The organism is Amphibacillus xylanus NBRC 15112, assembly GCF_000307165.1.
Lineage (GTDB): Bacteria > Bacillota > Bacilli > Bacillales > Amphibacillaceae > Amphibacillus > Amphibacillus xylanus.
The window spans coordinates 196,696-222,198 of sequence record NC_018704.1 but is presented as its reverse complement, the minus strand read 5'-3'; the positions used below and the strand labels follow the sequence as shown (position 1 = coordinate 222,198).

At 36.0% G+C, this 25,503-nt stretch carries 31 protein-coding genes and 2 pseudogenes; all 33 read right to left on the bottom strand.

Annotated features, from left to right (window positions below; translation table 11 throughout):
- On the bottom strand, positions 1-180 hold the full coding sequence (locus tag AXY_RS01215) for a hypothetical protein (RefSeq protein WP_015008963.1): 180 nt from the start codon (positions 178-180) through the stop codon (positions 1-3).
- Complete coding sequence (locus tag AXY_RS01210; protein ID WP_015008962.1) at positions 177-3,794, bottom strand: phage tail spike protein; 3,618 nt, start codon at positions 3,792-3,794, stop codon at positions 177-179. Before AXY_RS01210 ends, AXY_RS01215 begins: the two co-directional genes overlap by 4 nt.
- An 11-nt stretch (positions 3,795-3,805) precedes the next feature.
- Positions 3,806-5,239: a distal tail protein Dit gene (locus tag AXY_RS12170; RefSeq protein ID WP_015008961.1), complete on the bottom strand. Its 1,434-nt coding sequence runs from the start codon at positions 5,237-5,239 to the stop codon at positions 3,806-3,808.
- Between the two features lie 13 nt (positions 5,240-5,252).
- Complete coding sequence (locus tag AXY_RS12165; protein WP_015008960.1) at positions 5,253-8,726, bottom strand: phage tail tape measure protein; 3,474 nt, start codon at positions 8,724-8,726, stop codon at positions 5,253-5,255.
- 181 nt (positions 8,727-8,907) lie between these two features.
- Entirely contained in the window at positions 8,908-9,051 is a 144-nt protein-coding gene (locus tag AXY_RS12890; RefSeq protein ID WP_172634994.1) for a hypothetical protein, read from the bottom strand.
- A 74-nt stretch (positions 9,052-9,125) separates the two neighbouring features.
- Positions 9,126-9,500 carry a hypothetical protein gene (locus AXY_RS01195; RefSeq protein ID WP_015008958.1) on the bottom strand — a complete coding sequence of 125 codons (375 nt, stop codon included), beginning with the start codon at positions 9,498-9,500 and terminating at the stop codon, positions 9,126-9,128.
- Positions 9,501-9,503: 3 nt separating this feature from the next.
- Positions 9,504-10,076, bottom strand: a complete 573-nt coding sequence (locus AXY_RS01190; protein WP_015008957.1) for a major tail protein — start codon at positions 10,074-10,076, stop codon at positions 9,504-9,506.
- The gene (locus AXY_RS01185) at positions 10,076-10,390 is read right to left on the bottom strand and encodes a hypothetical protein (RefSeq protein WP_015008956.1); all 315 of its coding nucleotides are present in this window, start codon (positions 10,388-10,390) and stop codon (positions 10,076-10,078) included. The genes AXY_RS01190 and AXY_RS01185 overlap by 1 nt, the downstream gene beginning before the upstream one ends.
- Positions 10,391-10,397: 7 nt before the next feature.
- Positions 10,398-10,829, bottom strand: coding sequence for an HK97 gp10 family phage protein (locus tag AXY_RS01180; protein ID WP_231841359.1), 432 nt, complete (start codon positions 10,827-10,829; stop codon positions 10,398-10,400).
- Positions 10,783-11,130 (bottom strand): phage head closure protein, encoded by a 348-nt coding sequence (locus AXY_RS01175; RefSeq protein ID WP_015008954.1) that lies wholly within the window; start codon positions 11,128-11,130, stop codon positions 10,783-10,785. The genes AXY_RS01180 and AXY_RS01175 overlap by 47 nt, the downstream gene beginning before the upstream one ends.
- Positions 11,131-11,179: 49 nt before the next feature.
- Positions 11,180-11,455, bottom strand: a pseudogene (locus tag AXY_RS01170) (hypothetical protein); the annotation flags it as partial.
- 5 nt (positions 11,456-11,460) lie between these two features.
- On the bottom strand, positions 11,461-11,616 hold the full coding sequence (locus tag AXY_RS12885; protein ID WP_015008952.1) for a hypothetical protein: 156 nt from the start codon (positions 11,614-11,616) through the stop codon (positions 11,461-11,463).
- A gap of 2 nt (positions 11,617-11,618) precedes the next feature.
- A complete protein-coding gene (locus AXY_RS01165; protein WP_015008951.1) occupies positions 11,619-12,788 on the bottom strand; it encodes a phage major capsid protein in 1,170 nt (389 codons plus the stop codon).
- Positions 12,789-12,794: 6 nt separating this feature from the next.
- The gene (locus AXY_RS01160; protein ID WP_015008950.1) at positions 12,795-13,517 is read right to left on the bottom strand and encodes a head maturation protease, ClpP-related; all 723 of its coding nucleotides are present in this window, start codon (positions 13,515-13,517) and stop codon (positions 12,795-12,797) included.
- 19 nt (positions 13,518-13,536) lie between these two features.
- Complete coding sequence (locus tag AXY_RS01155; RefSeq protein ID WP_015008949.1) at positions 13,537-14,685, bottom strand: phage portal protein; 1,149 nt, start codon at positions 14,683-14,685, stop codon at positions 13,537-13,539.
- A 201-nt stretch (positions 14,686-14,886) separates the two neighbouring features.
- Positions 14,887-16,557, bottom strand: coding sequence for a terminase TerL endonuclease subunit (locus AXY_RS01150; protein WP_015008948.1), 1,671 nt, complete (start codon positions 16,555-16,557; stop codon positions 14,887-14,889).
- On the bottom strand, positions 16,554-16,871 hold the full coding sequence (locus tag AXY_RS01145; RefSeq protein ID WP_015008947.1) for a P27 family phage terminase small subunit: 318 nt from the start codon (positions 16,869-16,871) through the stop codon (positions 16,554-16,556). The genes AXY_RS01150 and AXY_RS01145 overlap by 4 nt, the downstream gene beginning before the upstream one ends.
- Before the next feature lie 106 nt (positions 16,872-16,977).
- The gene (locus AXY_RS01140; RefSeq protein ID WP_015008946.1) at positions 16,978-17,301 is read right to left on the bottom strand and encodes an HNH endonuclease; all 324 of its coding nucleotides are present in this window, start codon (positions 17,299-17,301) and stop codon (positions 16,978-16,980) included.
- 130 nt (positions 17,302-17,431) lie between these two features.
- The gene (locus tag AXY_RS01135; protein ID WP_041450063.1) at positions 17,432-17,854 is read right to left on the bottom strand and encodes a hypothetical protein; all 423 of its coding nucleotides are present in this window, start codon (positions 17,852-17,854) and stop codon (positions 17,432-17,434) included.
- 5 nt (positions 17,855-17,859) lie between these two features.
- On the bottom strand, positions 17,860-18,039 hold the full coding sequence (locus AXY_RS01130) for a hypothetical protein (protein ID WP_015008944.1): 180 nt from the start codon (positions 18,037-18,039) through the stop codon (positions 17,860-17,862).
- 74 nt (positions 18,040-18,113) lie between these two features.
- Positions 18,114-18,413: a hypothetical protein gene (locus AXY_RS01125; protein WP_015008943.1), complete on the bottom strand. Its 300-nt coding sequence runs from the start codon at positions 18,411-18,413 to the stop codon at positions 18,114-18,116.
- A gap of 83 nt (positions 18,414-18,496) precedes the next feature.
- Entirely contained in the window at positions 18,497-19,042 is a 546-nt protein-coding gene (locus AXY_RS01120) for a hypothetical protein (RefSeq protein ID WP_015008942.1), read from the bottom strand.
- A 22-nt stretch (positions 19,043-19,064) separates the two neighbouring features.
- The gene (locus AXY_RS01115) at positions 19,065-19,988 is read right to left on the bottom strand and encodes a DUF4868 domain-containing protein (protein WP_015008941.1); all 924 of its coding nucleotides are present in this window, start codon (positions 19,986-19,988) and stop codon (positions 19,065-19,067) included.
- Between the two features lie 181 nt (positions 19,989-20,169).
- The gene (locus tag AXY_RS01110) at positions 20,170-21,000 is read right to left on the bottom strand and encodes a hypothetical protein (protein WP_172634997.1); all 831 of its coding nucleotides are present in this window, start codon (positions 20,998-21,000) and stop codon (positions 20,170-20,172) included.
- 111 nt (positions 21,001-21,111) lie between these two features.
- A complete protein-coding gene (locus AXY_RS01105; protein ID WP_015008939.1) occupies positions 21,112-21,330 on the bottom strand; it encodes a hypothetical protein in 219 nt (72 codons plus the stop codon).
- A gap of 634 nt (positions 21,331-21,964) precedes the next feature.
- Positions 21,965-22,405 (bottom strand): hypothetical protein, encoded by a 441-nt coding sequence (locus tag AXY_RS01100; protein ID WP_015008938.1) that lies wholly within the window; start codon positions 22,403-22,405, stop codon positions 21,965-21,967.
- A 56-nt stretch (positions 22,406-22,461) separates the two neighbouring features.
- On the bottom strand, positions 22,462-22,875 hold the full coding sequence (locus AXY_RS01095; protein WP_015008937.1) for a hypothetical protein: 414 nt from the start codon (positions 22,873-22,875) through the stop codon (positions 22,462-22,464).
- A gap of 15 nt (positions 22,876-22,890) precedes the next feature.
- A complete protein-coding gene (locus AXY_RS01090; protein ID WP_015008936.1) occupies positions 22,891-23,229 on the bottom strand; it encodes a MazG-like family protein in 339 nt (112 codons plus the stop codon).
- Between the two features lie 209 nt (positions 23,230-23,438).
- Positions 23,439-23,960, bottom strand: a pseudogene (locus AXY_RS01085) (hypothetical protein); the annotation flags it as partial.
- 50 nt (positions 23,961-24,010) lie between these two features.
- Complete coding sequence (locus AXY_RS01080; RefSeq protein ID WP_015008934.1) at positions 24,011-24,316, bottom strand: hypothetical protein; 306 nt, start codon at positions 24,314-24,316, stop codon at positions 24,011-24,013.
- Complete coding sequence (locus AXY_RS13240; protein WP_456236255.1) at positions 24,313-24,495, bottom strand: NrdR family transcriptional regulator; 183 nt, start codon at positions 24,493-24,495, stop codon at positions 24,313-24,315. Before AXY_RS13240 ends, AXY_RS01080 begins: the two co-directional genes overlap by 4 nt.
- A gap of 262 nt (positions 24,496-24,757) precedes the next feature.
- On the bottom strand, positions 24,758-25,027 hold the full coding sequence (locus tag AXY_RS01075) for a hypothetical protein (protein WP_015008933.1): 270 nt from the start codon (positions 25,025-25,027) through the stop codon (positions 24,758-24,760).
- Positions 25,028-25,036: 9 nt separating this feature from the next.
- On the bottom strand, positions 25,037-25,492 hold the full coding sequence (ssb, locus tag AXY_RS01070) for a single-stranded DNA-binding protein (protein WP_015008932.1): 456 nt from the start codon (positions 25,490-25,492) through the stop codon (positions 25,037-25,039).
- Positions 25,493-25,503 lie beyond the last annotated feature (11 nt).

Here is a 25,503-nt window from a genome sequence, read left to right as displayed (position 1 = left end):
TTATTTTTCCTCCTCTTTAACTTCCGTTTTACTTTCGATCTCTTGCTTTAATTGTTCGATTTCTTTCTGTAAACGTTCGTTCTGCTCTGATAAGATACCGATCTTTTTATTAGCCTGTAATAGTTGATTCGCCCACTCGCTTGATACTATGTCTATAATTTTATTTACGTCTTGGTTCATGAAATCATCTCCTTAATAATTTTTAGTTCGTTTTTGAGCAGTTGGTTTTCTGTTTCTAACTTTTCTAAATCCCCCTTAATATCGTTAATATTCGGAATAAGCAATATCCACGCTCGATCATTAAAGTTCTCAACCGCGCCTGTTTCCTCGTCGTAGACAACATATTCTGATAGACCAACATCTTCAAAATGATCCGCAATTGCTCCGTAATATCTTTTTAAGCCTTCTATAGACCCACCATTTCTTTTAATTTCACCTTTGTCATACCAACTATGCGGCTCGATCTCTAGTATTCTTTTATAATCAACGTTTGCTTTTTCAATAAAATCTTTATATTTTTTAGCGGATGTAGATCTACCAAAATACCCATTACTTGCAACATAAGCATTGGCAGGACTACCAGTTGTATTATTATAGGCAGGTAAATTAATCAGCCTATTTCTTACCGTTACATTTCCGCCAGTTAATAGGATCCCTTCGGATAAGTTTTCCGCATTAATGACAAATTGATTAGAGTTTCTAGACCCAATTCCTATATAAGCACTTCTACCTAGCCAATTCCTATGAAATTCCATGTAGGCGTGATCAAGGTTTCCGCCGTTAAGACTTAAAATATTTGCATAGCCGTCATTTGCGTTAGGCATCAGCGTTAGTTTACCGTACAAATCAATCATTTCTGCGTCTAAACTAAACCCAGCTAGAGGCTTTTGGTTATTATTTAAATCTCTCCTGCTGATCTCCAACGAGTCATTTCCAGTATTAAGATCAATAAACCCAGTTCTTTTATATGGATTTGTTGTACTTGCTTGCCACTGTGCGGTTTCAATTTCTATTCCAAAGTTGTCAAAGTCATGTACGCTTTTTGCTCTCACTCGCAATTTGCTAGTTTCAATTTCCCCACTAAAAGTCCCCGTTGCTCCTTGTAAGTGACCTTTAAACGTCGCATTACCACCAAATACATGGCCATCAAAATTGATTTGGTCAGCTTGAAACGTGAAGCTATTAGCTTCTTGCGTGAATATAGAACGAACTTGTCCGTCATCAACCTTTTGAGCGATTAATCCCGCTTGTTGCGTTACTGTTGATTGCAAGTTAGACACCGTACCACTAAGCGTATTAAACTGCGTTGTACTCACTTTAGACGTTATTTCGCCCTCAAGACCGCTTATCTTCGTTTCAGCGGTGCTAACACGTGCACCTAATGCATTGACTGTACTACTATCGGCCTTAGCTTCAATTTTACCCGCTTGTACTGATAGTTCTGCGGATAGAGATTCGATTTTTGTTATAGGATTATCTGTATATCCATTAAAATCTACATTACCGTTATTTATAAAAAATTGTACGTCTAACCAACCTACACTAGAAGGAGCAAAATACTCTTTACCTCCACCCTCACCCATTCCGGGAATTCCTACTAAAATGTAACTAGGGTGACTTCCATTCCAATCAGCGTGTTCAAATACATCTTTTGAACCACCACATCTATATATTGCTTCGGGCAAACCCCCTTCAAGTCTATTATGTCTAGGAGCATGAGCGCCAATTAACACTATTAATTTATCATTATCTAAATTGTTTAGATCATTTGCTAAAATATCTGCATTTTCAGGTGATAGGTATACATCATATGTTTCATGACTTTCCCACGTATTAGTGTTTCTATCATATACGCTAAGCATATAAGATCTATCGTTGCCTATAGGATTCAATTTAGTTCCTGATTCTGTATACAAACCCGTTGGTGTGTTATACGGTCCATTGTATCTTCTAGCTACAATTCTATATGTTTCAGTTTTAACAGCATTGTCAATAGCACTTTGAACATAATCAGCACTTACCTTCGTACTTATCTCATCTGCCATAACTAACAACTGCGCATCATGACTATTTACTGTCCCTTGAAGTGCGTCTACTTGTGACTGGTTTGCCTTTAAACCGATAGCTTGCGTGTTTTGACCTATCTGTGTACCTTGAGTTTCTAAATCGGATATAATTCCGTTAATATCTGCGGTATATTGAGTTTTAGATACTGTATTATTAATCATGTTGTCAACTTCGGATATTGTGTAGACTGTACTGCCATCTGCCTTTTTATCGATTTCTGCGTTTAAATCGGCTATTGCTCCGTCAACAATCTGCAATTTACCGTCAACGTACGTTATACCCGCTTTTTCGCTTAAATCACTAGCTATTTCAGCCATTTTAGCGTTATACGTATCTTTTGCTACCGATTCAGCTAATGCCTGTTGTAAGGCTTGTGCTGATACGTCATCAGCGTACACCTTTGCATTATCTTCTGCTTGACTAGCTACACCATCGGCATAGCCTTCAACGTCGATTTTAAGTGCACTATCTTGTTCGATTGCGAATTGTTTAGCGTTATCTTCGGCTTCGATTCCAACGGCTTCGGCAAAGGCTTTTCCTTCATCAAATACGTATTGATCTTTTTGATCGATTTCTACTTTTGAGTAGGTGTGTTCGACCATTTCTGATCTTGTAATTCGTGCGCGTATTTCTTTTCTTAATTGATTAAAAACATCATGTACCTGTTCTTCGGTGTACTCAATAAAATCACCAAGCTTAATTTCCTTCTTGCCCTTTGATTTAACCGATCTTTCTAACTCAAATACTCTAGCTTCCAAATATAAAGGTGGATTAAATTTTTCATCTTTTATTTTAATCGTGTCACCAAAGCGTATTTTTTTATTATCCATACCTGGAACGTTTTCTAAATCCACAATAGTCGTTTCATATGTGATTTGCGTATTTATTCGTTTATCAAGTGCTGTGCGTGTGTATTGTCGTGCTTCTGTTTCAGTCATTTCTGATCTATCAGACTGTATTACATACGGTTCAATCAAATGTTGTAAATTTCCGTATTCATCACGTCTTCCCCACCGCTGTAAGGCTTCTTCATCTTCGACTAACACTTCTAATCGATTACCGTTTTCATCTTCAGGAGCAATTCCTAAAAGAGCTGTAACAATATCTTGCTTTTCAACCCGTCTAATTCCGTCAAGGTCTTTCCCAAACGTGACTTCTCGACCCCGCCACGTACCAATTCTTTCGACTAAATCGACGATTCTACGAGTTATTTTTGTTCCGTTATGTTCTACCCTAAAATCTAATTCAAGTTCAAATTCACGGGCAATACGCTTCAAATACTCATAGGGATTTGTGTGATTGTCAAATGTGATTGATATTGATTGGTCAGATTCAACGATACCAATTTCCCAGCCAGTATCATTTAAGGCTCTTCCGCCGTGTTGGCTGGCAGTTCCTGTGAAAGTACCAGGAAAAATAACACTAGCTTTTTTTAATTCTAAATAGCTAGCATGTGCATAGACTTGAGCCTTATGACCTTCAGTATCTCTATATTTGTGAGCTTCAAATATCACAAATTCAACTAAATTATCATCTTCGTCAGGGATAATGATTCGATTTCGTTTTTCTAAAAATTGACTGAATGATTTGTCTGCAAATGTTATAAAGTTATACGTTTCCAACGTATTTTCAAGTGATTTTTTATGCGTGTCACTGATAATATTCTTCGCTGTAATATAATCTAATATATTATCACTTTGACCATCCGCAATGTGTATTTGCGACATTGATTCACCCCCTAATAAAACCTTTCTCTAAATCTAACATTTGTTTCAAAGCTATCCTCTGGTGTCACCAACAATTGATTATCGCCTTTTTTAAGCGTAAAAAAAGAAGCTCCGAAATTTTTTAAGTCTTTTCTCGGTTCTCCATTTACTAAAATATCTTCGTTTTTGTGGTCAAAAGTTATAACGTCATTCGGGTATATAATGTAAGGTGTTTTATCTACACTGACTTCTTTTAATTCGGTTACTTTTAATTGATTAATTCGTGGTACGGTTGCGTTTGTTGACTGTCCGTATTTCCCAAAATGAATTTGAATATATTTTAACCTACCCAATAAATTACTGTCTGTGATAAAACGAGAAACGGTTAGTGTATCGTGGTGAATCGGATTATCCCCCGAACCTAATCTAGCCGCGTAAAATATGAGTTCTTTTCCTTTGCGGGTAACTTTAACTACCCCATGAAAATGATTCGTCCTGCGCAAATAATTCTTTGATGAGATTTCGTAATTAACGTTATTACCAACCCAATCCCCAGAACGACCTTCAGCCGCCACTTGACTACCATTAACCGTACTGTCCACAATCGCTATTTTACCAATTACGTTTAGATTCTCGTCAAATAAATAAGTTTCAATTCTAAAGGTGTCGGACGGTCTAGTTAATTCAACTCTACATTTCATTTCAACCTCAAAGTCTTGTATAGGGTTAATCTCTATCGCTCGTGCAGGACCATGCCAAGCATCTCCACTACCATAATTTAATGGTACAATACCAGTCCCATCTGTTCCCATACTTCCGTCAATCACAGCTGTATGACTGTCTATCTTTATAGGTGGTGTGTTCCATTCTGATAAGGTTTCCCCACGTTCGTTAATCAAAATTTCTTCGCTGTCTACTTGTTCTACATCAACGTCGCTAGGTTGTCCGATTAAATTATAATCCTCACCGTTTGAAATCATTGCAAAAGTACTCTTTTTAGTTGCTGTTAATTCAAAAATAGGATCGGCTTCAGCTGTTCCGTTATTTTCAACGATGACTTGATCGCTTGGGAAATGAATAGTTTTTTCGTGGCCGTATTTAAACGGATCGGGACAAAGAAAAGTAATAATTCCCTGTCCCGAATAAACAAGTTCATCTAAATCTAAACTTCCACTTACAACAGCATAATAAACTCTGTCTGGCTCATCATTAAATATGAGTTCTTTTGGCTCGTCATGAATTAGCCAATTAGCTAAATCTTCTTTAACTTTTTGCAAATCAGATAAATCATCCGCTAATAACAAAACTGGAACGTTGATCGTTCTAATCTGCTTTTGAGTGTTAGATAAATATGCCCCTGGTTTTCCAACAACTGTTACGAGTTCTCTGTGTATAGGCATCCATGGCGGTCTGTTTTTCTTCCTAGATGTTTTAAGATAGGATTTTTTTATACCATTAAATTTCAACTAAATACCCCTCCTACTTAAAGGAATTTTTAACGTAGATATCTCGGTTTTGTATTTCGGTCACATACGGCTCTGTGGCATAAGCGATTTCTCTGCCATCAAAATAAACGTTGGTATCTTTTCGTAATAACATTAGTAATAAATCATTCTGTTCCTTTAGCACAGACATCACTTCTTTGGTGTTCAACCCAGTGAGATCGATTGAGTTATTAGGTTTTCTTTGCAAACTAAGACCTCTGTCGATACCACTGATTAGTCCACTTCTAAGCATATTGACGGTTTCCTCATTTGTATATACCTTAGCTCCAACGGGCAAATCATACAAACCGAAACTAGCCAAGCTTAATTTCCCGTTATGTTCAACGAGTTCTGGACCACTTCCCTCTCCAAGTACCGCAGGACCGCCAGGGTGGAAGTTTGTCCCGTCTTTCCAAAACTTCAATTTTTCCAGTCCGCTAGTCACCACATTGACCACTTTTCTAATAGGACTTTTCCACTTCTCATTCTCGTCGTCAGCATCTTTATTAGTTTTTATTTCTATTCTCTTTCTGACATCTTCGCCAGCAATTTGATTGTAAGCTTCAGCACGTTTGACGTTTCCGCGAGTGTTTTCCCCTATCTTTTTAACCTTTTCATCTACCTTGGCCAGATTGTTTTCTGCGATTGTGTATTTTTCATTTTGGCTATTTAAAGATTCATTAACGGTATTGATTCTGCTTTTCACATCTTCTATTCTTTTAATTTCTTTTTCTAGCTTCTCGATTCCCTCTTGCTTTTCACCGTTAGAGTCTCCCTCTTTTTCAATCTGATCTTTCAATTGTTTGATGTTTTCTTTTCGCTTCGCAATAGCTTCGTCAATAGCTTCGTTCTCTTTCCCGCGCTCGACATTGATGTCGTATTGCAATTCTAAAGTTTGTATATAAGCATCATAGTTTTGATTGTTTTTATCTATTAAATCACTAATGCTGTCCCGTTGTTCTTTAATTACTCCAAGTGTTTCATTCTCTATATCAATAGTTCTTTCAAGTTCATTTATGTTTTTTTTGTGCTGTTCATTAATTTTCTCCAATTGAGAATTTTGTTTCTCGAGATCCATCATCGCTTGCGTTATATTAGTTGCTTCTTCAAAGCTAGCTTCTTCGCGTTGTTTTTGCAATTCTAATATTTCTTCTTGGTTCTTCTTGATCTCTTCCTCATTAAAACGAATTTGTGATTGCGTATTCTTAATTCTTTTTTTTGCTCCGTCTATACTATCTTCCAATACTAGCGACTCACCCAGCAAGACTGCGTACTCATCTATTTCCCTATTAACTTCTCGGATGTCCTCAGCCATACGGTTATAAACTTCTAGTTCCATGCGCTCTAACTCTGCATTTGTCATCTCGCGGAGTTTGCCTGTTGTATCCATGATTATGTTCCCATAATCATCAATGACCTTGCCCGCCTCAGGAAATTGTTCAGCTAGCGCTTCATTAGATTCGAGTAACCTGTCAAATTCTTCTTTGGATAGACCCGATTTTTTCCTTAACTCTTCCATCCTCGATTCGATTTCCGATATTTTTTCCGGTGACTTTGTGTTACCTAGCTCTGTTTGCAGGGTTAAAAACTCGCCAAATTCTTCTGTTGTAAGCTTTGACTTTTTAGCCAATCCCTCATAGGTGTCTACAAGTTCATCTGTTACTTCGATTTGTTTTTTAGTTTCAGCTAAAAGTTCGCTTGTCTTATCTAACTGTTCGTTCTTTTCGTCTAATACATCTGAATAAGATTTGGCTAATTCAAGATTATTTTCAGCTAGCTTTCTTTGCTCTCTCAATGTTTCATCTGCCCTTGTTCTTGTTAGCGCAAAAGCAACCCCTAACGCAGATAGTGATGCAACAACAATCCCAATCGGGCCCGCTAATCCCGCAATAATTGGAACTAATGCAGGTAAAGCGACCATCATACTGCCAACCATCGATATCAACGGACCTAATATCAATAACAAAGGTCCAATTGCCGCAACTAGAGCGCCAATAGAAACAACAATTATTTGTGTGTTCTTACTTAGACCATTCATCCAATCTACAAGTTTCTGGATAGCGTCTACAATTTTAGTCAAGGCTGGCTCTAACGCATCAAACAATTTAATAGCCAATTCTTCTAAAGCTGATTTAAGGTTAGTCAGCTTACCTTGTAGGTTATTTTGCATAGTTGATGCCATTTGTTTGGCAACACCATCGCTATTCGCAATAGCTTTTGACAACTTTTTGAAGTCACCTTCACCAGCATTAATAACTGCTAGCATTCCAGCCATTGCCTGCTTGCCAAAAATAGCCGAAGCAGATGAAGCTTGTTGATCTTCTGACAATCCACTAAATTTCTCCCTTAAATGACCAAGCAACTCATCTAAAGGTTTCATATTTCCTTCTGAATCTTTTATGTTGATGCCTAACTTTTTCATTTCTTTACGCATACCTGCTGTTGGACTCGTTAAGTTAGTCAAGGCACTGCGCAATGTTGTACCAGCTTGCGTTCCTTTAATCCCCGCGTTTGCCATTAGACCTAAAGCCAACGCTGTATCTTCTAAGCTGTAATTTAATGCTCCCGCAATTGGAGCAACCATTTTAAATGCTTCACCCAATCCGCTAACGTCCGTGTTTGCGTTTGATGATGCCGCGGCTAAAACGTCAGCATATCTACTCGCATCTTTTGCTTCATCACCAAATGCAGAAATGCTATCTGTTAAGATGTCTGATACTCGTCCTAAATCCTCGCCCGATGCGGCCGCTAAATCTAAAACTCCGTCAATGCCATCTAGCGACTGTTTAACATCCCACCCCGCAAGTGCCATGTACTTGAATCCGTCAGTAACTTCTTTAGCACTAAATTTTGTAGATGCCCCTAACTCTCGAGCGCGATCTTCTAATTTAGCTAACTCATCACCAGTTGCACCACTTAAAGCCTGTACCTCTGATAAACCCGCTTTAAAATCCATACCAATTTTAGATGCAATGCCTGCGACGGCAGTTAAAGGCGCGGTTACTTTCATTGACATTTCCTTGCCCAGAGATGTCATTTTGTCGCCAAACTCTTTTACTTTTTTACCAGAGTCAGCCATCTTTTCGCCAAAAGAGCGCTGTGTCTTATCTACTTGTTTTAGTTGGTTTTCATAATGCTTAAGTTTAGATTCTGTTTCTGCTATTTCGCGCTGAAACGCTCGATACTGTTCCTCTGAAATTTCCCCAGCTTCGAAAGCTTTAATTACTTGCTCCTGAGATCCTTTTAACTGTTCGAGCTTCTTCTTGGTGGTCTCTATTTGATCGCCTAATAATTTCTGTTTTTGTGCGATTAATTCTGTATTTTTAGGGTTAAACTTTAATAACCGGTCAACATCCCTCAATTCACGCTGAATGTCCCGTGATTCTTTATTTACGTCTTTTAAAGCTTTATCTAGACCTCTCGTATCACCATCTATCTCAATCGTGATACCTTTGATTCGTTTAGACAATCCCTCACCTCCAACTTGTTTAAAATTGGAGTTCTAGGACTCTCTACTTTTCAACTACTTCTATATTTTTGCACCTATCACACTTGATTTCTATTTTGCCTTTTAATCTTCCACTGATAAAAAATAATAATTTATTACACTTACTGCAACGGATAGGAATTTTCTTCATTTCACCACTACCTTAAAAAGAATCAAAATCATCTTGGGTTGCCTTCCTAACACGATCTTCTTGCTTGCCGTGTTTTATATTCACATAATTTTCAACATAGTCTAAACATTCGCCAATTGTCATCATTTCTAAATCATCAAGCGTGAGACCCACCATTTTACAAGTCATAAAAAAAGACTCCGTTGAAAGCACTTCATCCTTATTTTGTGTGCTAACAACGGTAGTCTCACTTACTTTTTTCTATATACATTACCTACTAACAAATCAACAAATCCATCTTCTAGCAACAGTTCTGTCACCGGAGGCATGTCTACATTAGCAATCCACTCGAAAAACGGTTTTGTATTTCTATCAAACGTTTTAGCCCATGCCCAGACAAATTGATAGATCAGCACGGTGTCAATGTCATCCAACAACACTTGTAGCTTTTCGTAATCTTCTGCCCCCTCAAGTGATTGGAGTTTAACGATTGATTCGATTCCACCCAATGCGCTTAGCGTGTCTTTTAAAATATCTGATTTAAATTGATTTTTATAATGTATAGCTGTGATGGCATTTGCCTTTAGCCTGACTTTTTCATCGCCAAGATTAATTGTTGCTTCCACTTATTATCCCTCCGGCAAAGTTTTCTTTTCATAGACTGCATTGTACCAGTTATTATAAACTTCTTCTGACGTTTCAGCTGTAGTTTTCGTTTTAACTGCCATATCACCTTCACGTGCAGTTGAGATAAACGTCAACTCGTTTGGTTGTGGTTCTCTTGTATTCGTTGTTGTCTCACCGGTAATAGTCGGACGGTTTGCAGAGCATTTATAAAGCACATGACGTACTGCCTTTACGTCGCCCTCAAATTCAAACATTAATGCAAATTCCTTTTGTCGTGCGTTTGCCTTTTCAGTTAAAACTCCGTCATCTTCATCCTTTTCTTCCCCTAGCGCATCAATAGCAAACTGCTCTGGGATTAAAGCAATAGATAAAGTACCGTCATAACCATCATTTTGCGCGGCCGAGTAATAAACCATATTATCGGCATAAAACTCCGATAATTCTCCTCGTGGTGTAAGTGTTAATGATACCGCCCCTGGGATAGCGATAGGCTTTTCATACGTTACTTCTCCATCAACGACTTTATAAGGTGCATAATGCACATTTTTTAATCCAAATTGTACTTTGTTAGTCATTAATATAACCTCACTTCATATATTTTTTGAAATAATTTTTCTGATTCGATATACATCTCATACGGTTCGTAAGGTATATCGTTTTGATCTAATAGATCTTCTAAAACTTGCTCTACTGCTTCATCTTTTTTTGTTGTGTACAACTCAATGTCAATATCTTTTATTTTGTGATACACCCTGTTGTCAGCGATAAAATTAGGGTTGTTGTCTACTAGATAGGTGATAAAAGGCGGTTCGACAAGCTTATTGAAATGCGAATAAGCCACAGGATAACCAGTGGCATCTAGCAATCTTTTTAACTCCACTAATGTCATTCTTTTATCACCCACCCCTAATGATTTTTTCTAGCTGTTTTTCATAACCGACAATAGCCTTTTGTTCTGCAGGGTAAATATGCGGTTTGCCTGGTACACGACCGCCTTTTGGTCCTACCTTCGCATGACCCTTTTCTAGTAAATGAGTTAATTGATAGTTGGTAGCGTTATGCACAACCCATGCACTTCCTACCTTTTTAGCGCGCCAACCATCTTTATATTTCCTTCTTGTGCGTTTACCTACTGGACTCGTGGTTTTTAATATTTTTACCGCTTCTTTCGCATTGTCTTCCTTGGCTTTTTCAAGGCCTTCTTCAACTTCGGTTGTGTATTCTTTTAATGCATTAGTTATTTCGTCTGCTAAATTATCTATACTTACTTTAACCAACACATCACAACCTTTCTTTTGCAATGATGGTAAGTGTACGATCCATCTCATCATCATTGGTTGGTGGTTCAATAATGTCAAACGTGCGATTGTCATATTTTACAACCATCTTGTTAGTAATGCCTGGTGTGTAATGTATGATAAAACGATACACCCTCTCAGCCCTTACCGCCGCCGCCTTTAAATACTCGTGACCTTTTAACGTCTTAATCATTGCCCATGCTTTGGTTACTTCTCTTTCTTCCTCAATTTGATTGCCTATTTCATCTTCCGTATCGACCATTTCTACTATTTGGATGCGGTGACGAAATAGACCACGATGAAAATTAGGATTGTACTTATTCTGATCCATAAATAATCAAGTCCTCTTTATCTAATCTTTCAATATCTTCACCTGTTAGTCCTTCGTATTCCGTCTCGCTAAGGACTTTTCGCATGGATAATGTGTTAATCCGTGTTAAAAAATTTTCTTCAAAGTATTCTAAAGCGTCATTATAAACATAACGGGAGCGTTCAAAGACTAGCTCCTTGAATGTTTCGTCTTCTAGTGTGTAATCGCCACATATTTCAATTAAGTCTTCGTATGATGTTTTTAATATGCGTTTCAGGTTGTCGTCCTCATAATCCCCCAAGTGCATGCGTTCTTTAAATTCATCAACGATTTTAGGAGTGATCATAGCAATCACTCCTTTTTATCGATACGATCTAAAAAAGAGCCATCAAGGTTTTTTGCAACCTCATCGGCTCTTTTAACTGTAATGTCGATTACACTATCTTTCTTATAAACTTCTTTTGTGTGGATGTCTCTAAAGGTTTTTAACACCTTGTATTTAGCCATGATTATCCCTCCGGAATAGTTTCTTCGGCATTAAACTTAATGTCTAAGTCATATAACAATGCTGTCTTGTTGTCTTTAGGTTTACCGTTAGCAAACTGCTTGATTGTATAAAGCATTGCATCTTCCATTGCTAAGGTTTGGTCAAACTTATTTAACTTGTACCCGCCTGCAATTGCCGCTAAATACTCTCCCTTAACAAAAAACAATGCTTTTTTCTCCGGGATTTCCTCGGACTCAATAACTTGGATGTTATACGGTAAAGCTGTGACCCATTGTCCGTTAGCTGTTTGGATAGTGTTACGTGCTTGTACGCTAATTGCATCTACCGGATTAACAACCATTGCAACCTTTCCTAATACCTTACGTGCCTTACCTTTTTCATCAGTGGATAAAGCTTTAATTACGTCATGTAATTCGCCTGCTACAACTTCTCCAAACTGAGAAGGTGCGAACGTAAGTGTTCCCTCTGATGTTTTATCAGTAACTGCACCAGTATCAGCATCAACGTTTTTCGTTAGTCCAACAGGTTCGCTTTGTGCAGGTCCACGACCATTGACAAGACCGTACTCTAAACCCACAGAGTAAGACTCAACTAATAACTCACGTACATAGCGTTCTACCCATTCAGGCCCTAAGTCAAGCATATCTTTAGGGATTACTGCAAATGCTGTTAACTTGAGTTGACCAATTTGTTCTTCTCTAAAAGCAGTAGACACTTGCCCTTTAATTTCACCAAACAAGTTACCCCATGCATAAGCTTTTGTTGGATCAGAATAAATATAGCGTGTGACTGCTCCTAAATCTTTAAGACCGATAGCAGTTAATAAAGGGTGTTCATTTTTTAAATCTTCGAACACTCGTTCTTGTGTCGTGACCGGAAGAGTAGAATCTTCATCGAACCCGCCAAATTCGATAGCCTCATTGAAAAACTTGCGTTCCTCAGATGTTAATACATTTTGGCCACGTGCGGATAAGATTTGCGCATCTTGCACCTCGTTACGTGCCTCTTGTGTGATTTTGTCTGTTAAATCAGATTGTAAAGCATTAAACATGTCATTAAATGCATTTTCTAATTGTTCGGGTTTAGAATCTTCTGCTTTCATAAGTTCCATATAAGCGTTTTTCTTTTCGTTAAATGTTTCCATTTCTGTTCCTTTAAATTTAATAGCCATTAATAATTACCTCCATTTTTTAAGTAAATTAAAAGAACCTTTATTTTTAGGTTCTTCGTTTGATTCTAATGTATTTTTTAATTCGTTCAAGATGTCTTCTTTTTCATCATCTGTGCGAATTTCAACTTCTTCTACTTCTTCTGATTCTTCTTCACCTTCGACCTTATCGGCGAACCCTAGTTCTACTGCTGTGCTTGACGACATCCACGTTTCAGCATCTACTTTTTCACGAATTTCTTCTTGACTGATGTTTGCTTTCGTTTTGTAGATGTTGATAATGCCATTCTCAAGCTCTTCTAACACATCGGCTTCCTTTCTCATGTCGGTCTTAGAACCGATAACAAGAGTCCATGCTTCGTGTATCATCATCATTGAGCCTAGGCCCATAATAACTTCATCACCAGCCATAGCGATTATAGATGCCGCACTAGCCGCCCAACCATCAACATTGATAGTGACTTTTCCTTTATGGCGCTTTAATCGGTTATAAATTGCAATACCGTCAAATGCATCTCCACCAGGTGAGTTTAGGTTGATGACTATATCGTTATCACCTGCATTTTTCAATGCCTGGTCAATATCACTAGCGGAAAAGGAATCACTAAACCATGAATCGCCAATCACACCATAGATAGTAATTTCCGTCACGTTAGAATCCTCGTCATGCTCTACCTTAAATTCTTGTGGTATGCTTTTTAGCTGTTCGACGTACTTTTGATTCTTGTACATTCTCAATAGCATCTCTTTATTAATCTTCCTCACCCCCTTCAAGTGTTTCATCACTTGTTGTATAGTTTTTAGTAACAATAAACTCATCATGGATTGGGTCATCAGATCTTTCTAGACCTAATGCATCCCTTAATTCGTGACCGTTAGCAATACCCGAAGCACGTAATTTGTCTGCACTTGTTGCCAAGTCAAATATGTCTCGATATTGTGGTTTTCTAACTTCTATACAATGATCGCTCATTAGTTCTTTTTTCGTAAAATAAGTAACGTCAGCTACTTCTTTTATCTTTTTTAATAATGGGGAAACCGTAAAAAACATATAGTTTTTTGTTTGTTTCTCGATATCAGCCATATCACCCCGTAGTAGCGATGGTGGTATTCCGATTGCATAAGCGACCTGATCCAAAAACCCATTTGTTACTTTGTTGATTTCGTCAACCGATTGACCTGCTATACCATTACCTGAGTGCTCTTCATATTTAAAACCTGGTTGTTGCGGGATAATGGCAAACTGACGTTTCCCTACCGACTCATACATGTTGTCAATGAATTCTTGCAGCTTAATTTGCGCTTCTTTATTTTTAGCGGTCATCATATCCATGTCGACAGTCGCCCTTAATTGATTCTTTCGTTTCTGACCATTTAAAATATGCCCGAATAAATCGCCATAATCATAAAAAAGACTATCCAATAGTCTGGATAGTTGCTCATTTCCGTATTTTAGGTGCATGACTTCGGACTGCTTAAACTTGTCTCTTAATTCATAATCTTTAACTACGACATTAAAAAACACGTCCTCATAAATTGCGTATTCGTTCCGTTGAAAATCATCAGCAATTAGTAAATCGTCATCGACATGTACGACTAACACTTCATTGTCATAAATCAATTTAGATATAAACTGTTGCCAAAACGTACTAGCTGTTTGATTCTTGTTAGGTCTAGTATTTAACTTATAATAGAGTTCGTCTTTTACATATTCTTTACCATGACGTACCCTGAACTCTGTTTGGCTGATCGTTCGTGCTAAAAACGATATGCACATTTCAATAGCTAGTCGCTTCATATGCACTCGTTCGGATTTTTGCTCGAAAAGTTCAATGAATTCCGGATCAAACGTAAAGCCTACCCTTTCCCTCTGTCCTAATATTCTTTTTAGTAAGCCCAATATATCACCACCTTTCTATTGAATTAGATATGGACCACACCCCTTTCATTTATCTTTTTTATTCTTGCTAAAAATATAGTTTACAGGTCCGCTACATTCCGGACACCTCCAACCATCTGTATTTTTGTGAGTATCTTTTAGCTTCCAATCACATGTCATGCAATAAATGGTATGCTTTTTAAACTTCACAATTTTGACCCCCTAAAACTTAATGTCTGATAGGAAGAAATTTTCTTCTTCAACTAAAATGTCATCAGCTTTATACATGGCGTGCACAAATGCTTGGAATGGGTCTGTCTTACGTGTTAATTCATCTTTCTTATGGTATTCTTTATTACCGTCTTTTTTAGTTACTACAAGAACGTTATTAGTCGCCCAGCGCATCAGTGGGTTATCACCGAAAATTAATTGACGTTTAGCAAATAAGGTTTCAATCCGCGGCGCAAGTAAAGAGTGAATTGCTCTTGGATTGCGAATATAAACAAGTTCAAAACCTTCCGCTTCAAGTGCGGTTTTAACTAAATCTAATCTGAATGTGTCAGCCACTATTGTGTTAAATCCATATATAAGTCTCATTTCTACAAACCAGTCGACAATGTGTTTAATGTCAATCACAGGACCGCTTACTTTAGTTAGTAACCCTTGCTTTTCCCATTCATCAATAGGTGCATTTAGTTTAACTTGCTTTAAAAACTCTTTTCTAACAAATGAATGAGTTTTCCAAATGTAGTTGCCATCAATTTTAAATAATAGACCTACACTAGCAAAGTCTTTTATTCTCGCGTAATCGAGTCCGCCCACACACATACGTTGTTCGAGTTCTGGCATCTTGCGTAATACTGGATTAGGATCATCTGGTTCGGATTCAAAACCCGTTGCCCATATTTCTTCCCAGGTAGCGACTGACTTCTCAATATCTTCTTCTGGTAGATTCATACGCTTTGTCATAAATTCTTCTCTACCCGATGGATCAATTTCTAAGTCGTCATATTCTTCTTTCATCGTTTCAAATAGATTCTGTGCGTAATCTGTTAAAGGTTTTTCCAACATTGGATTGGCCTTTTCCCACATCTCGAAGTCGTCTACTTCGTCTGGATCATCTATTTTACAAATAAACGGAAACAGTGTAGAGTCTGGACGTTTACCCTGTAGCACTTCCATTGCTTGTTTTTTCATACTGTCGATAAAACCTTCACGGACATAACCGTCTGTACCGATATAAACTTCTCTCGGATGTGGTACTTTACCAAGTCCACCACGCATAACTCGGACGGTCTGGGCCGTTTCGTACATGTGTATTTCGTCAAACACAACCATTCCTTCTCGTCCACCGTCTTTTGATTGTGGATTTGCTGTTCTAAAACGCAACCACGATTTAGTTTTCCTGTTCGTGATGCGCATTTTTGTAAGGTGGAATGAGCGTTGCAATGTTTTATTTTCTTCGATAACGTTATATACTTCTTCGAACGATGTCTTTGCTTGGTCTTCACTATTGGCTACGATAGATATGTTGTAGTTCCTTATTCCATACAATTCACTATTCATGTAGTTGCTTATTCCGCTTATGAGTCCGTTCTTTCCGCCACCTCTACCCATCATGATTAAAAAACGACGGTAAAAAAGCCTTTTCGTTTCTTTGTTAAAAAGAAAGAAAAAGGCTATAACGAATTTTTGGAACTCCTTCAAAGGGAAGTACCATTTTTCTATAAATTGAATGCATTGTTCTATGTGCTTATCGTCAAAGTATAAATCATCACGACTTAATACATGTTCTTTCAAATACTCTATTAACATAATTCGTTCTTTATTGAGTTTTATTTTGCCTTTTTCGTAAAGGCTAATATATCGTTCTACATACTTATTTTTAATCATAATAGATCTTCTGCGCTATTTTCTTCTTCATTGTCAATAAAATTAAATGACTTTTCTATACTCAATAAAGATGCGTTAACGCTGTTCATTTCTCTGAGCAAGGGGTGAGACTTAATAAATTCTTGTTTTCCGTTTTTCGTCTCAACAGATACCCCTTCTTTTTTAACTGTCCTTTCCATGCGTCGATACATCTCAATATGCTTCAAGTACCTACCGACTTTTTCAACCTCAACCGGATCTGTATTGTCTATCCTCGACATAAGTGAATCCCTTATTTTATCTATACCAACATCGATTCTAAGTGGTTCTGTCACATTGCCCACCCCCCTAACGCGTGAATAATCTCTGAATCTGGTTTTTCTGGTCCCCCTCTCGGTCCCCATAAACAGAAAAAAGACCGAAATATTTTGAGGGGGGTACCTACCATCTTTCATCATTCCATTTCTTTTCCTTCGGTTTGAATCCTTTTCCGTGAATTTTATTGTGACAGGAAACGCACAATGTTTCTAAATTATCAAGTTCTAATGCAAGATCTGGATGAGTTTCGATTTCTTTTATGTGGTGAACATTGAGGACGATTTCCTTCTTCTTTCCCTCAACCTTTTTAGAATCAATTGTTACTAATCCGTTTCGCTTACATTCTTGGCACTCATAGTTGTCTCGTTCTAACGCCTTCTCTCTCAACCATAGCCACCCCCCGGAGGCATAGAATTTCTTTTTGCTACCGGGTGTAGTATAAACCATTTACTTGCGACCTCTTTTGCTTTTTAAATGATGCCCCCGCGCTACCAAGACGGGTATTGTTATAAAGGTGGTCAGAACCATTCCTAAGCCTGTTAATATTATTCCTGTTTTCACCATCACGCTCACACCCTTATAGTAATCGCAACAGGTCTTGAGCGGTATACTTCTTGTCCTTTATAGCCCTGTTGTATTCTTTTAGTTTTTGCTTATCAATACTTGGTTGGTATTTCCCTATCCGTTTCTTTTCTGCGTCTGATAGGTCATTGTATGACTGCTTATAATAGTCATCTTCCACCATCATCATTTCTCGGTATAATTGTAATTGTAGATAATGCTCTATCTCTTTTACTTTCTTGATCTTGTTTTTAATGCGTACAGTATTACGATTATCAAACATCATATTGAATCTATTATCGCATTCTGGACAATCTACATAAGCAACATCAATATCATATTTGTTTTCTACTTTTATCTGTTCCGTCGATAGTTCTGTTGCGCATACGTTGCAATGAAATTCACTCAACTTTTTAGCCATGTCTATGTTATCTGCCACACCTATCACCCTTTTAATTTTTTTATCGCTTCAAGAAACTCATCTTTATTTTTATCTATTTCTCTTACTCTTCCTTTTAGCTCTTCCATTCTATCTTCGAGTATGCCTATCTGCTCTACTAGTTCTTTTCGATATTTTATTTCGGACTCGATTTTTTCATTAATTAGTTTTATTGCGCTTTTCATGCCTGTACGCTCCTTTTTTATACATAATAAAAAGACACCTACAAATGTAAGTGTCCCCCATCGTGTATTGTGTTTTATTGATTGCTTACTTCTTCGTTTCCTAGAGCCATTAGTTGTACATAACTCAATATTTTACCTAGTGTCATAATTACAACTCCAACAGCTACATGACCAAATAATAAAATCGTTGCATATACCCATGTGCTTACTAGTTCGCTTTCTAAGAAATCTAATTGATCTTCGGTTACAGGAAAATCTTTAACGTAATTATAGTATTCATAATCAAACGAAGCCACTATAAGTATAGCAAAAATTATTCCAGCAACAATGAATATCCAGCCGATTACTTGCGCCGCATTATTTCTTATTTTCACTTCCGCCAACTCCTTTTTGTCAATTATCCTAGAGTTGGTTAAATAATGCAATTAAAAAAGAGTGTTCTATATTTACAATAATGTTATTTTCTATGCAAATAAATACCACCACCTAAATTTCTGACCATCAATTTAACCCCGATCTTTTCCTGTCTTAAAAAATAATCTGCTTCTTCCATAGTTATTATAATTCGACCTTTTGAATCTTCATAAATATTCCATCCAAATAACAAGAACAATACATTAATGTGAATCATATTGGATTTTACATATAAGAATCCAATTAAAAGAAATAACAACATATTAGTTATTAATGTATTAACTTCAGTTATATCAATTACTAATAAAGGAACAATATAAGTTACTAAATAACTTAGAGTTTCTTCATGCTTTTTTCTAACCTTTTTACTTTCTATTGTTTCGTTGAGTTCACATTTGCTAATATAAATTATAGGTGAAAATGAAATAACAAATAAAAATAATAAAACACCACACACAATAATCTCCATTATTGGTAAAGGCCAAGTTAAATCTCTTATCTCCCAAAAAGGAAATATGTTAACTATAATTAAAAGGTACAATGGAGAATACGAAGAAATGAAAAGCATTACTCTAAAAAAACCAGTCATTCTTCTCCCTCCTCTCCACATATTACCTTAACTCATCTACACCTTTTTCACCTGATAACACCGTTTTATAATAAGCATCGTTAAGAAGTTTTACAATATCATTCAACTGTTTTTTATCAGTATACTTTATTTTCGTCTTTTCAGCATTTAGCTCAATATTTAAATCAAACTCGATAATAATTTGCTCAACCTTATCAAAATTATCAATAAACCTTGTCATTCTTTCCGGTTTTTCCATTAACCTAGATACTCTCTTCACAACATTTCCGTCTTCTATACTATCCATTTTAAATTGTTCAAATCCCTCTATCTTTTCCGAATCTTCAAAGGAACTAAGAACCGAGTTTGCATTTTCAATATACTTGGTTCTTAAATCAAAGATTCTTTGCATAGCTACGTTGTTGACTACTAATATCTCTTCTTGATAGATTATTAAATCAAAATTAGGTTCAATTCCTATAAATGCATTTGTAGTTTTTTTAAATGTAGAATCAACTAATCTCCCCCAAATGCCTTTTTCAAATTTCCTTAATTGGGGAATCCTATTTAAAAAATATACATATTCTCCACTGTCTATTTCTATTCTTATGCAGTATATATCCTTTTTATCACTGTCTATTAATTTTTCCTTACGCATATCTTCTTTAAGACTATTTAGTAGCCTTTCTAAAGACACACCAACATAATCCTTCTTACACCATTCGACTACTCCATTAGGTCGACCATTCTCATTAAATTCTATTTGCTCTGTATTTTTAATTTTGGAAAGCGTCGGTTTTATTACTTTTATAATCTCCTTCTGTAATTCCAAATCTAAAGATGGTTTATGACTTATGTAATCCAATCCATCTTTTGTGTCTAATTTTTCAATTATAAATAGACTTACTTTGGAACTATTGCTAACTAGAATTTTAGTAATTCCATCTTCAATTTTTCCAATATTCATTGTTGATACATCCCCTTTTCTTAAGTCTTTAAAACCTTTTCGACAAAAGGGGACTAAATTCCTGCTTAAATTATAAATTTATACATTTTTATTAACAAATACGAGATGTAGAACATTTGTTCCTATGTATAATATAAAATAGAATTTGGTTTTTGTAAAGATAATTATAAAAAAAGACACCTCAATTGAGATGTCCTGTTTTATCAAAATTAAATATAAAGAAACCTAATTCTCTTGAATCCAACATAGAAACGTTATAATTATTAATATCATATTCTATTGTCTTCAAACCATCTTGTATGTGAATTACTTCTTCTAACGCTTCAATAAATATATCTGTATCAAGTTCTAATGCCTCATTCATAGCTAATGCGTAAATAATTTTACTATCAAAATCTTCTGTGATTGCCATATGATAACCATGTATGCTTCCTTTTTTATCATACTTTACTTCTATATGAACATCACTTTGATGAATATTTTGCCAATATAATTCCCCATCTTTTTCAGGAGCTTTAATATCATTGGCATTTATAGCTTTTAAATTTTCATTAACACCGTTAATAAGTATATTATACACTTTTATAAATTCATCACGTTCTATCTCTGATGTTTCTGAAATTTGAAATCCGTCATCATCATTAACGATTGCGTAACTAGAAGTTATTGTGTCACCATTTTTAATATAGTTTGTTATAGATATTTTCAATGCTTCCATATTTTCTTTACCACTATCAAGAGTTATATTCTGATTTAACGATGTAATACCTGATTCAGTGAATATGAAAATATCATTATTTATATTTTCTAAATAATCATCTTCATATAATGGTCTATATTTTGCTAGATAAGTGTCTAAAACATTTTGGTCTTTTTCATTAGGTTGATTTCCGCTTTTTATTGCTTTATCTAGTATATCCAATACTTGTAAAGTATCGGTTGCTAGATCAAGATTAACGTTTTCATGAACTTCAATAACATCATCTGAACAACCAACCAATAAAAAAATCATCCCAAATAATATAATAAATTTTCTAATCGATACCAACTCCTTTACTCTACATTATTAGTGTGTTAGTTAAATAATACACTGAAACTAATAAATGATGTTTTTGTGAATTCGTTACTTTCTTTCGCGGATTTTACCAGAAACAGATACATTCATACCGTCCGCGTATGCTTCAATAATTTCCAGTTTGCCCATGATTCTCAACTTTTCCACTTTCCTGATATAGTCTTTAGCAACTGATTCGTTAGCCATTAAAGCTCCTCTAGTAAATTCCCCTTCTTCATTTGCTATCTTTTTAAATGATTTCAACAATAATTCAAGTTCATTATCCATTTGATCATCCCTTTTCTTCTTTTATCTAACATATTCGACAAAAAGAAGAAAAGACCTGCAAAAGAAGCAGGTATATATGATTATTTGTTGAAGTACTATATAAGACAGTTTCCCTTTGCCCCACTATAAAGTAATTTATAGGCGTGAACCGGATGAATTCAGAGAAAGCCTAAATCTTTTTGATATGGTAACCCTGAGCCAAGTTGAACAAATATCTATTAATTATGTAGTTCAAAAGGTGCAACGCATAGGTAATGAGGATAGATAACCAATAACTTACCCACGAGCGTCCGGCACCCATAATGGGTGATGATGTATGCTGAACTCTATTGAAAAATAGAGAAGCTCCGGATAAAAAACCAGAGCGATAACAAGATTGAAAGTAACTCTAGCATCAGACAATCTAACTAGCGTAGGCAATTTAGCAACACTAGGAGATAGACTGGCAGAAAGTATTAGACCAATAACATTAGGGGTTGATGCGATAGGAAATATGGAAAACATCACTGGTGAATACGGAAACTGTCTTTTTTTTATACATCATAACCTATTACTATAAAGCAGTATTTCAAGAGTATCATCCGCTATATAAAAAGTTCTTGCACTCATTATAAACCATAAATATTATATACACCTAATTTGTGGTATCTGTGGCATACACCTGTGGATAACCTTTAATTGTCCTGGCAATTTTCCTTAATACTTTATATAAATGACTACGGTCCATATTTACAATTCGACTGATTTCAGACATTGATAATCCGTCTAATCTTAGATTTAATATCATTGCTTCTTTCTCGTCTGTGATCCGATGCCAACGATCTTGGATATACTTCATGTCCGTGACTGTTTCAGACCAATATCTGCTACTTTCCACTAATCTGATCGCTTCATTTTCAACCACTTTAGAGATAGCGTTCCCTTTTGGTAGAGTGGCTTCAATCCCATACTGAGATACTCCAACACTTGAAAGTTCTTGTTCCATTTCCTTGATATTTTTCATATTGATATGATACATGTGTATGATTTTTAGTATTCGGTTAATTGAATACGGATCTTCTTTCTTTTTACCCATCTAGATTCAGCTCCTCTTGTCTATAAAACTAGTAATATTTATACATCCGCTTCAATTCATAAATTATTACTACTGGATCCGTCCGCTAAATCGATTCTTACTTTGTACTTCAATGCGTTGATTTCTTCTCTTGTTACAGTAAAAGCATTGTTCCAACGGTAATGATTGATTTCTGCTTCAGTTTCTTCTTTTTTTATATCTTCTATAGCCATGTTGGCCATAATAGATTTGTTACCTTTTGCCTTTAAATATTCTTGATTGTATAAAGATTTCCGTTGCATGGATAACCGCTTCTTTTGTTCATAAAATATTGTTGATAACTGACCGATGAAGACAAGTTGCTGAGATAATAAGTAAATGCGATTCACTCTATCCTCATCTGAGAGTTTTTCTAATTTAATGTGCCACCTTTTAATTTCAGTTAAAAGCTCGTCTATCTTTTCTTCAACACTCTTTTTACTAGCAGACATTCACTCACCCGCTTCTTAAATACTCAATTCCGGTCTGTAGTCAAATTCTTTTAGGTCTTCATCTTTTACGAACACACCATTTATCATTTTTCCTTTACGATCAACAATTTCATCATACGCAACTTGTGCGCAATATCCTAAATCCACTCCTAGCTGCATAGACAAAATTGTTAGAACTACGTACATATCACCTATTGAGTCAATAACTTGATTAAAATTACTTTTAACTAATCCTTGGCATAACTCACCAAATTCCTCACCTAGCTTCAAAGTTTGTTTACTTGGATCCGCAATATCTAGGTTTCTATCTTTTGCCCATTGCTCGATGTTCTCAGTCAATTTATTTAGATTCATTCCTCACCCTCCAATGCTTTTAACGATACCAACGCATCCCACAAGCACTCATTTTCCAAATCGTCTATCGCTTTTTTTATAACTTCTCGATATCGTTTGTTTTGATTGCATACTCTTGTGTGATTATTTTGCAATTCTTCAAAACACTCTTTTTGCTCTATTAATTCGTCTTCCAACTCCCGCACTCGTTCAGCTTGTTCGATAAGCCAATTAACTGAATCCCAATCAAACGATTCTAAAATTTTCATAAGTCGTTCCATTTTAGGTGCTCTCCATGCTGTCATTGCGAAAGTGTGAGCTTTTCTTGAGTAATGGTGTCTGTTGTTCTTAAGGTGGCTCTTTGCCTCTGCTTTTGTGAAAAAACAAGTATTATAAGCAATAAAAGAAACTTCTGTTTCATAAATTAAATGGTATTCCCTAAGATCATTTTCTTTTATCCATTCCTCTAAATCGCTGAGAAAGTAATCTTTAATGTCTTGCAATTCTTCAATTTGCTCATCGTTGAATTCATCTCTTCTATCACCATTAAGTATTTCATCAATATATTCATCAACCGTTTTATATCCACACGTTTCTGGACTATATAACGAAACTCTATCGTGATGCCCTTCTTCTGTTACTTCCCATTTATAATCCATAATCGCCCAAAATCTCGGGGCTGCCTGACCGTCATTTTCTTGGGTAGTCAATTCTTGTTGCAGGTCTTTTAAAAATTGAATATCATCCTTCATTTCCTCCACTCCTTAATTCGCAATTTCGTTCGTAATTTACCTTCTATTTTTCACACCAAATACAGTTCATAAAATATAACCGTTCCAGGATCCGCTTCTTTTATCTTTTTTTCCGTCACTTGGAATGACTGATCATTATATCTGTCACTGATTGAAACAACGTAATTTTCCGATACGACTCGAGCTTTTGAATTTTTAATTTTAAGCGCTTCTACAACATGGTTATCAGTCGAGTCTTTAGATATATCAATGTCAGCAATATCACGTTCATATGTTTTAATTGCTTCAGTCCAATTGTTGGCTTTAATGATTGCGTGATATGGTTTATTGAAAATATAGTAAGACGCTTGTGTCATTTTTTTCTCCTTTCTAATTTGGATAAAATATAATCTGGTAAGCTCGTATACTCCATAATTTCAATTGTTTTAAATCTAGTCAGACAGTCTACACATTCACGCATTCTTCTTGTTCGAGTGTTCGCAACGCTCCTTGAATTAGTTATTCTTGTCTTATTGTTACAAACAGGACACTTCATTTCCGATCAACTCTCTTTTTGGTAAAAACAATATACTGAAATTGTGCTGGCTTACTAGCAAAGGTTTTAATCACTCTTAGACTATCGCCATCAATATTTTTCTTTTTGTAATCCTGAACATATATTTTCATGATTAAGCCCGCCTTTCACGTACTTTTCGCAAACATCCTCAACTTTTATTGCTAATACAACGTTGAAAAACATAGACATCAATACGATTACTAGCCATACCATGTAGATGTGCCAAAGATATTCCATGTGATCACTCCTTAATTCGATAAGCAAACGGGCGTGTAACTTTGTTTCTGTCAGCCTGATAAATCAGAGCCAGTAAGATTTCTAACTCATGCCGCTTTTGCACTCTTGAGATTTTTTCAATGTTAAATCCTTCATTCCAAAGTCTTGTAATTTCTGCTAGTTGTGACTTTTCAAAGGCTAGCTTCAAATCTTCAAAAATGTAAGTGTAGTCTCGTTTTCTAATTCGTTTAATTAATGGGATAATCTCAATATTTGTCGTGTTCAATTTACCCACTCACTTTGCTCAAAAAGGCAACTCATCATCTGAAATATCAATCGGTTCAATATGTTCGTGGTATTGAAACGCTGCATCGTTTTCATTTGCGTTATTTTGCGTTTGCTTCATGACTTGGTTATTGTTTTGATTACTAGCAGTTTTATTCTTTGATTCTAAAAATTGAACTGATCCTGCTACTACTTCAGTTACAAAAACTCGTTTTCCGTCTTGTCCGTCATAACTTCTTGATTGCAAATTGCCATCAATACCGATCAAATTTCCCTTACTCATGTAATTAGCTAAGTTTTCAGCTGGCTTATTCCAGATGACACAATTTATAAAATCAGCTTCTTTATCTCCTTGTTGGTTAGTAAATGGCCTATTTACCGCGATAGTAAAGTTTGCAACAGCTCTACCACTGGCTGTATACCTTAGATCTGGATCTCTTGTTAATCGTCCTACAAGTACAACTCTGTTTAACATGTCATCACTCC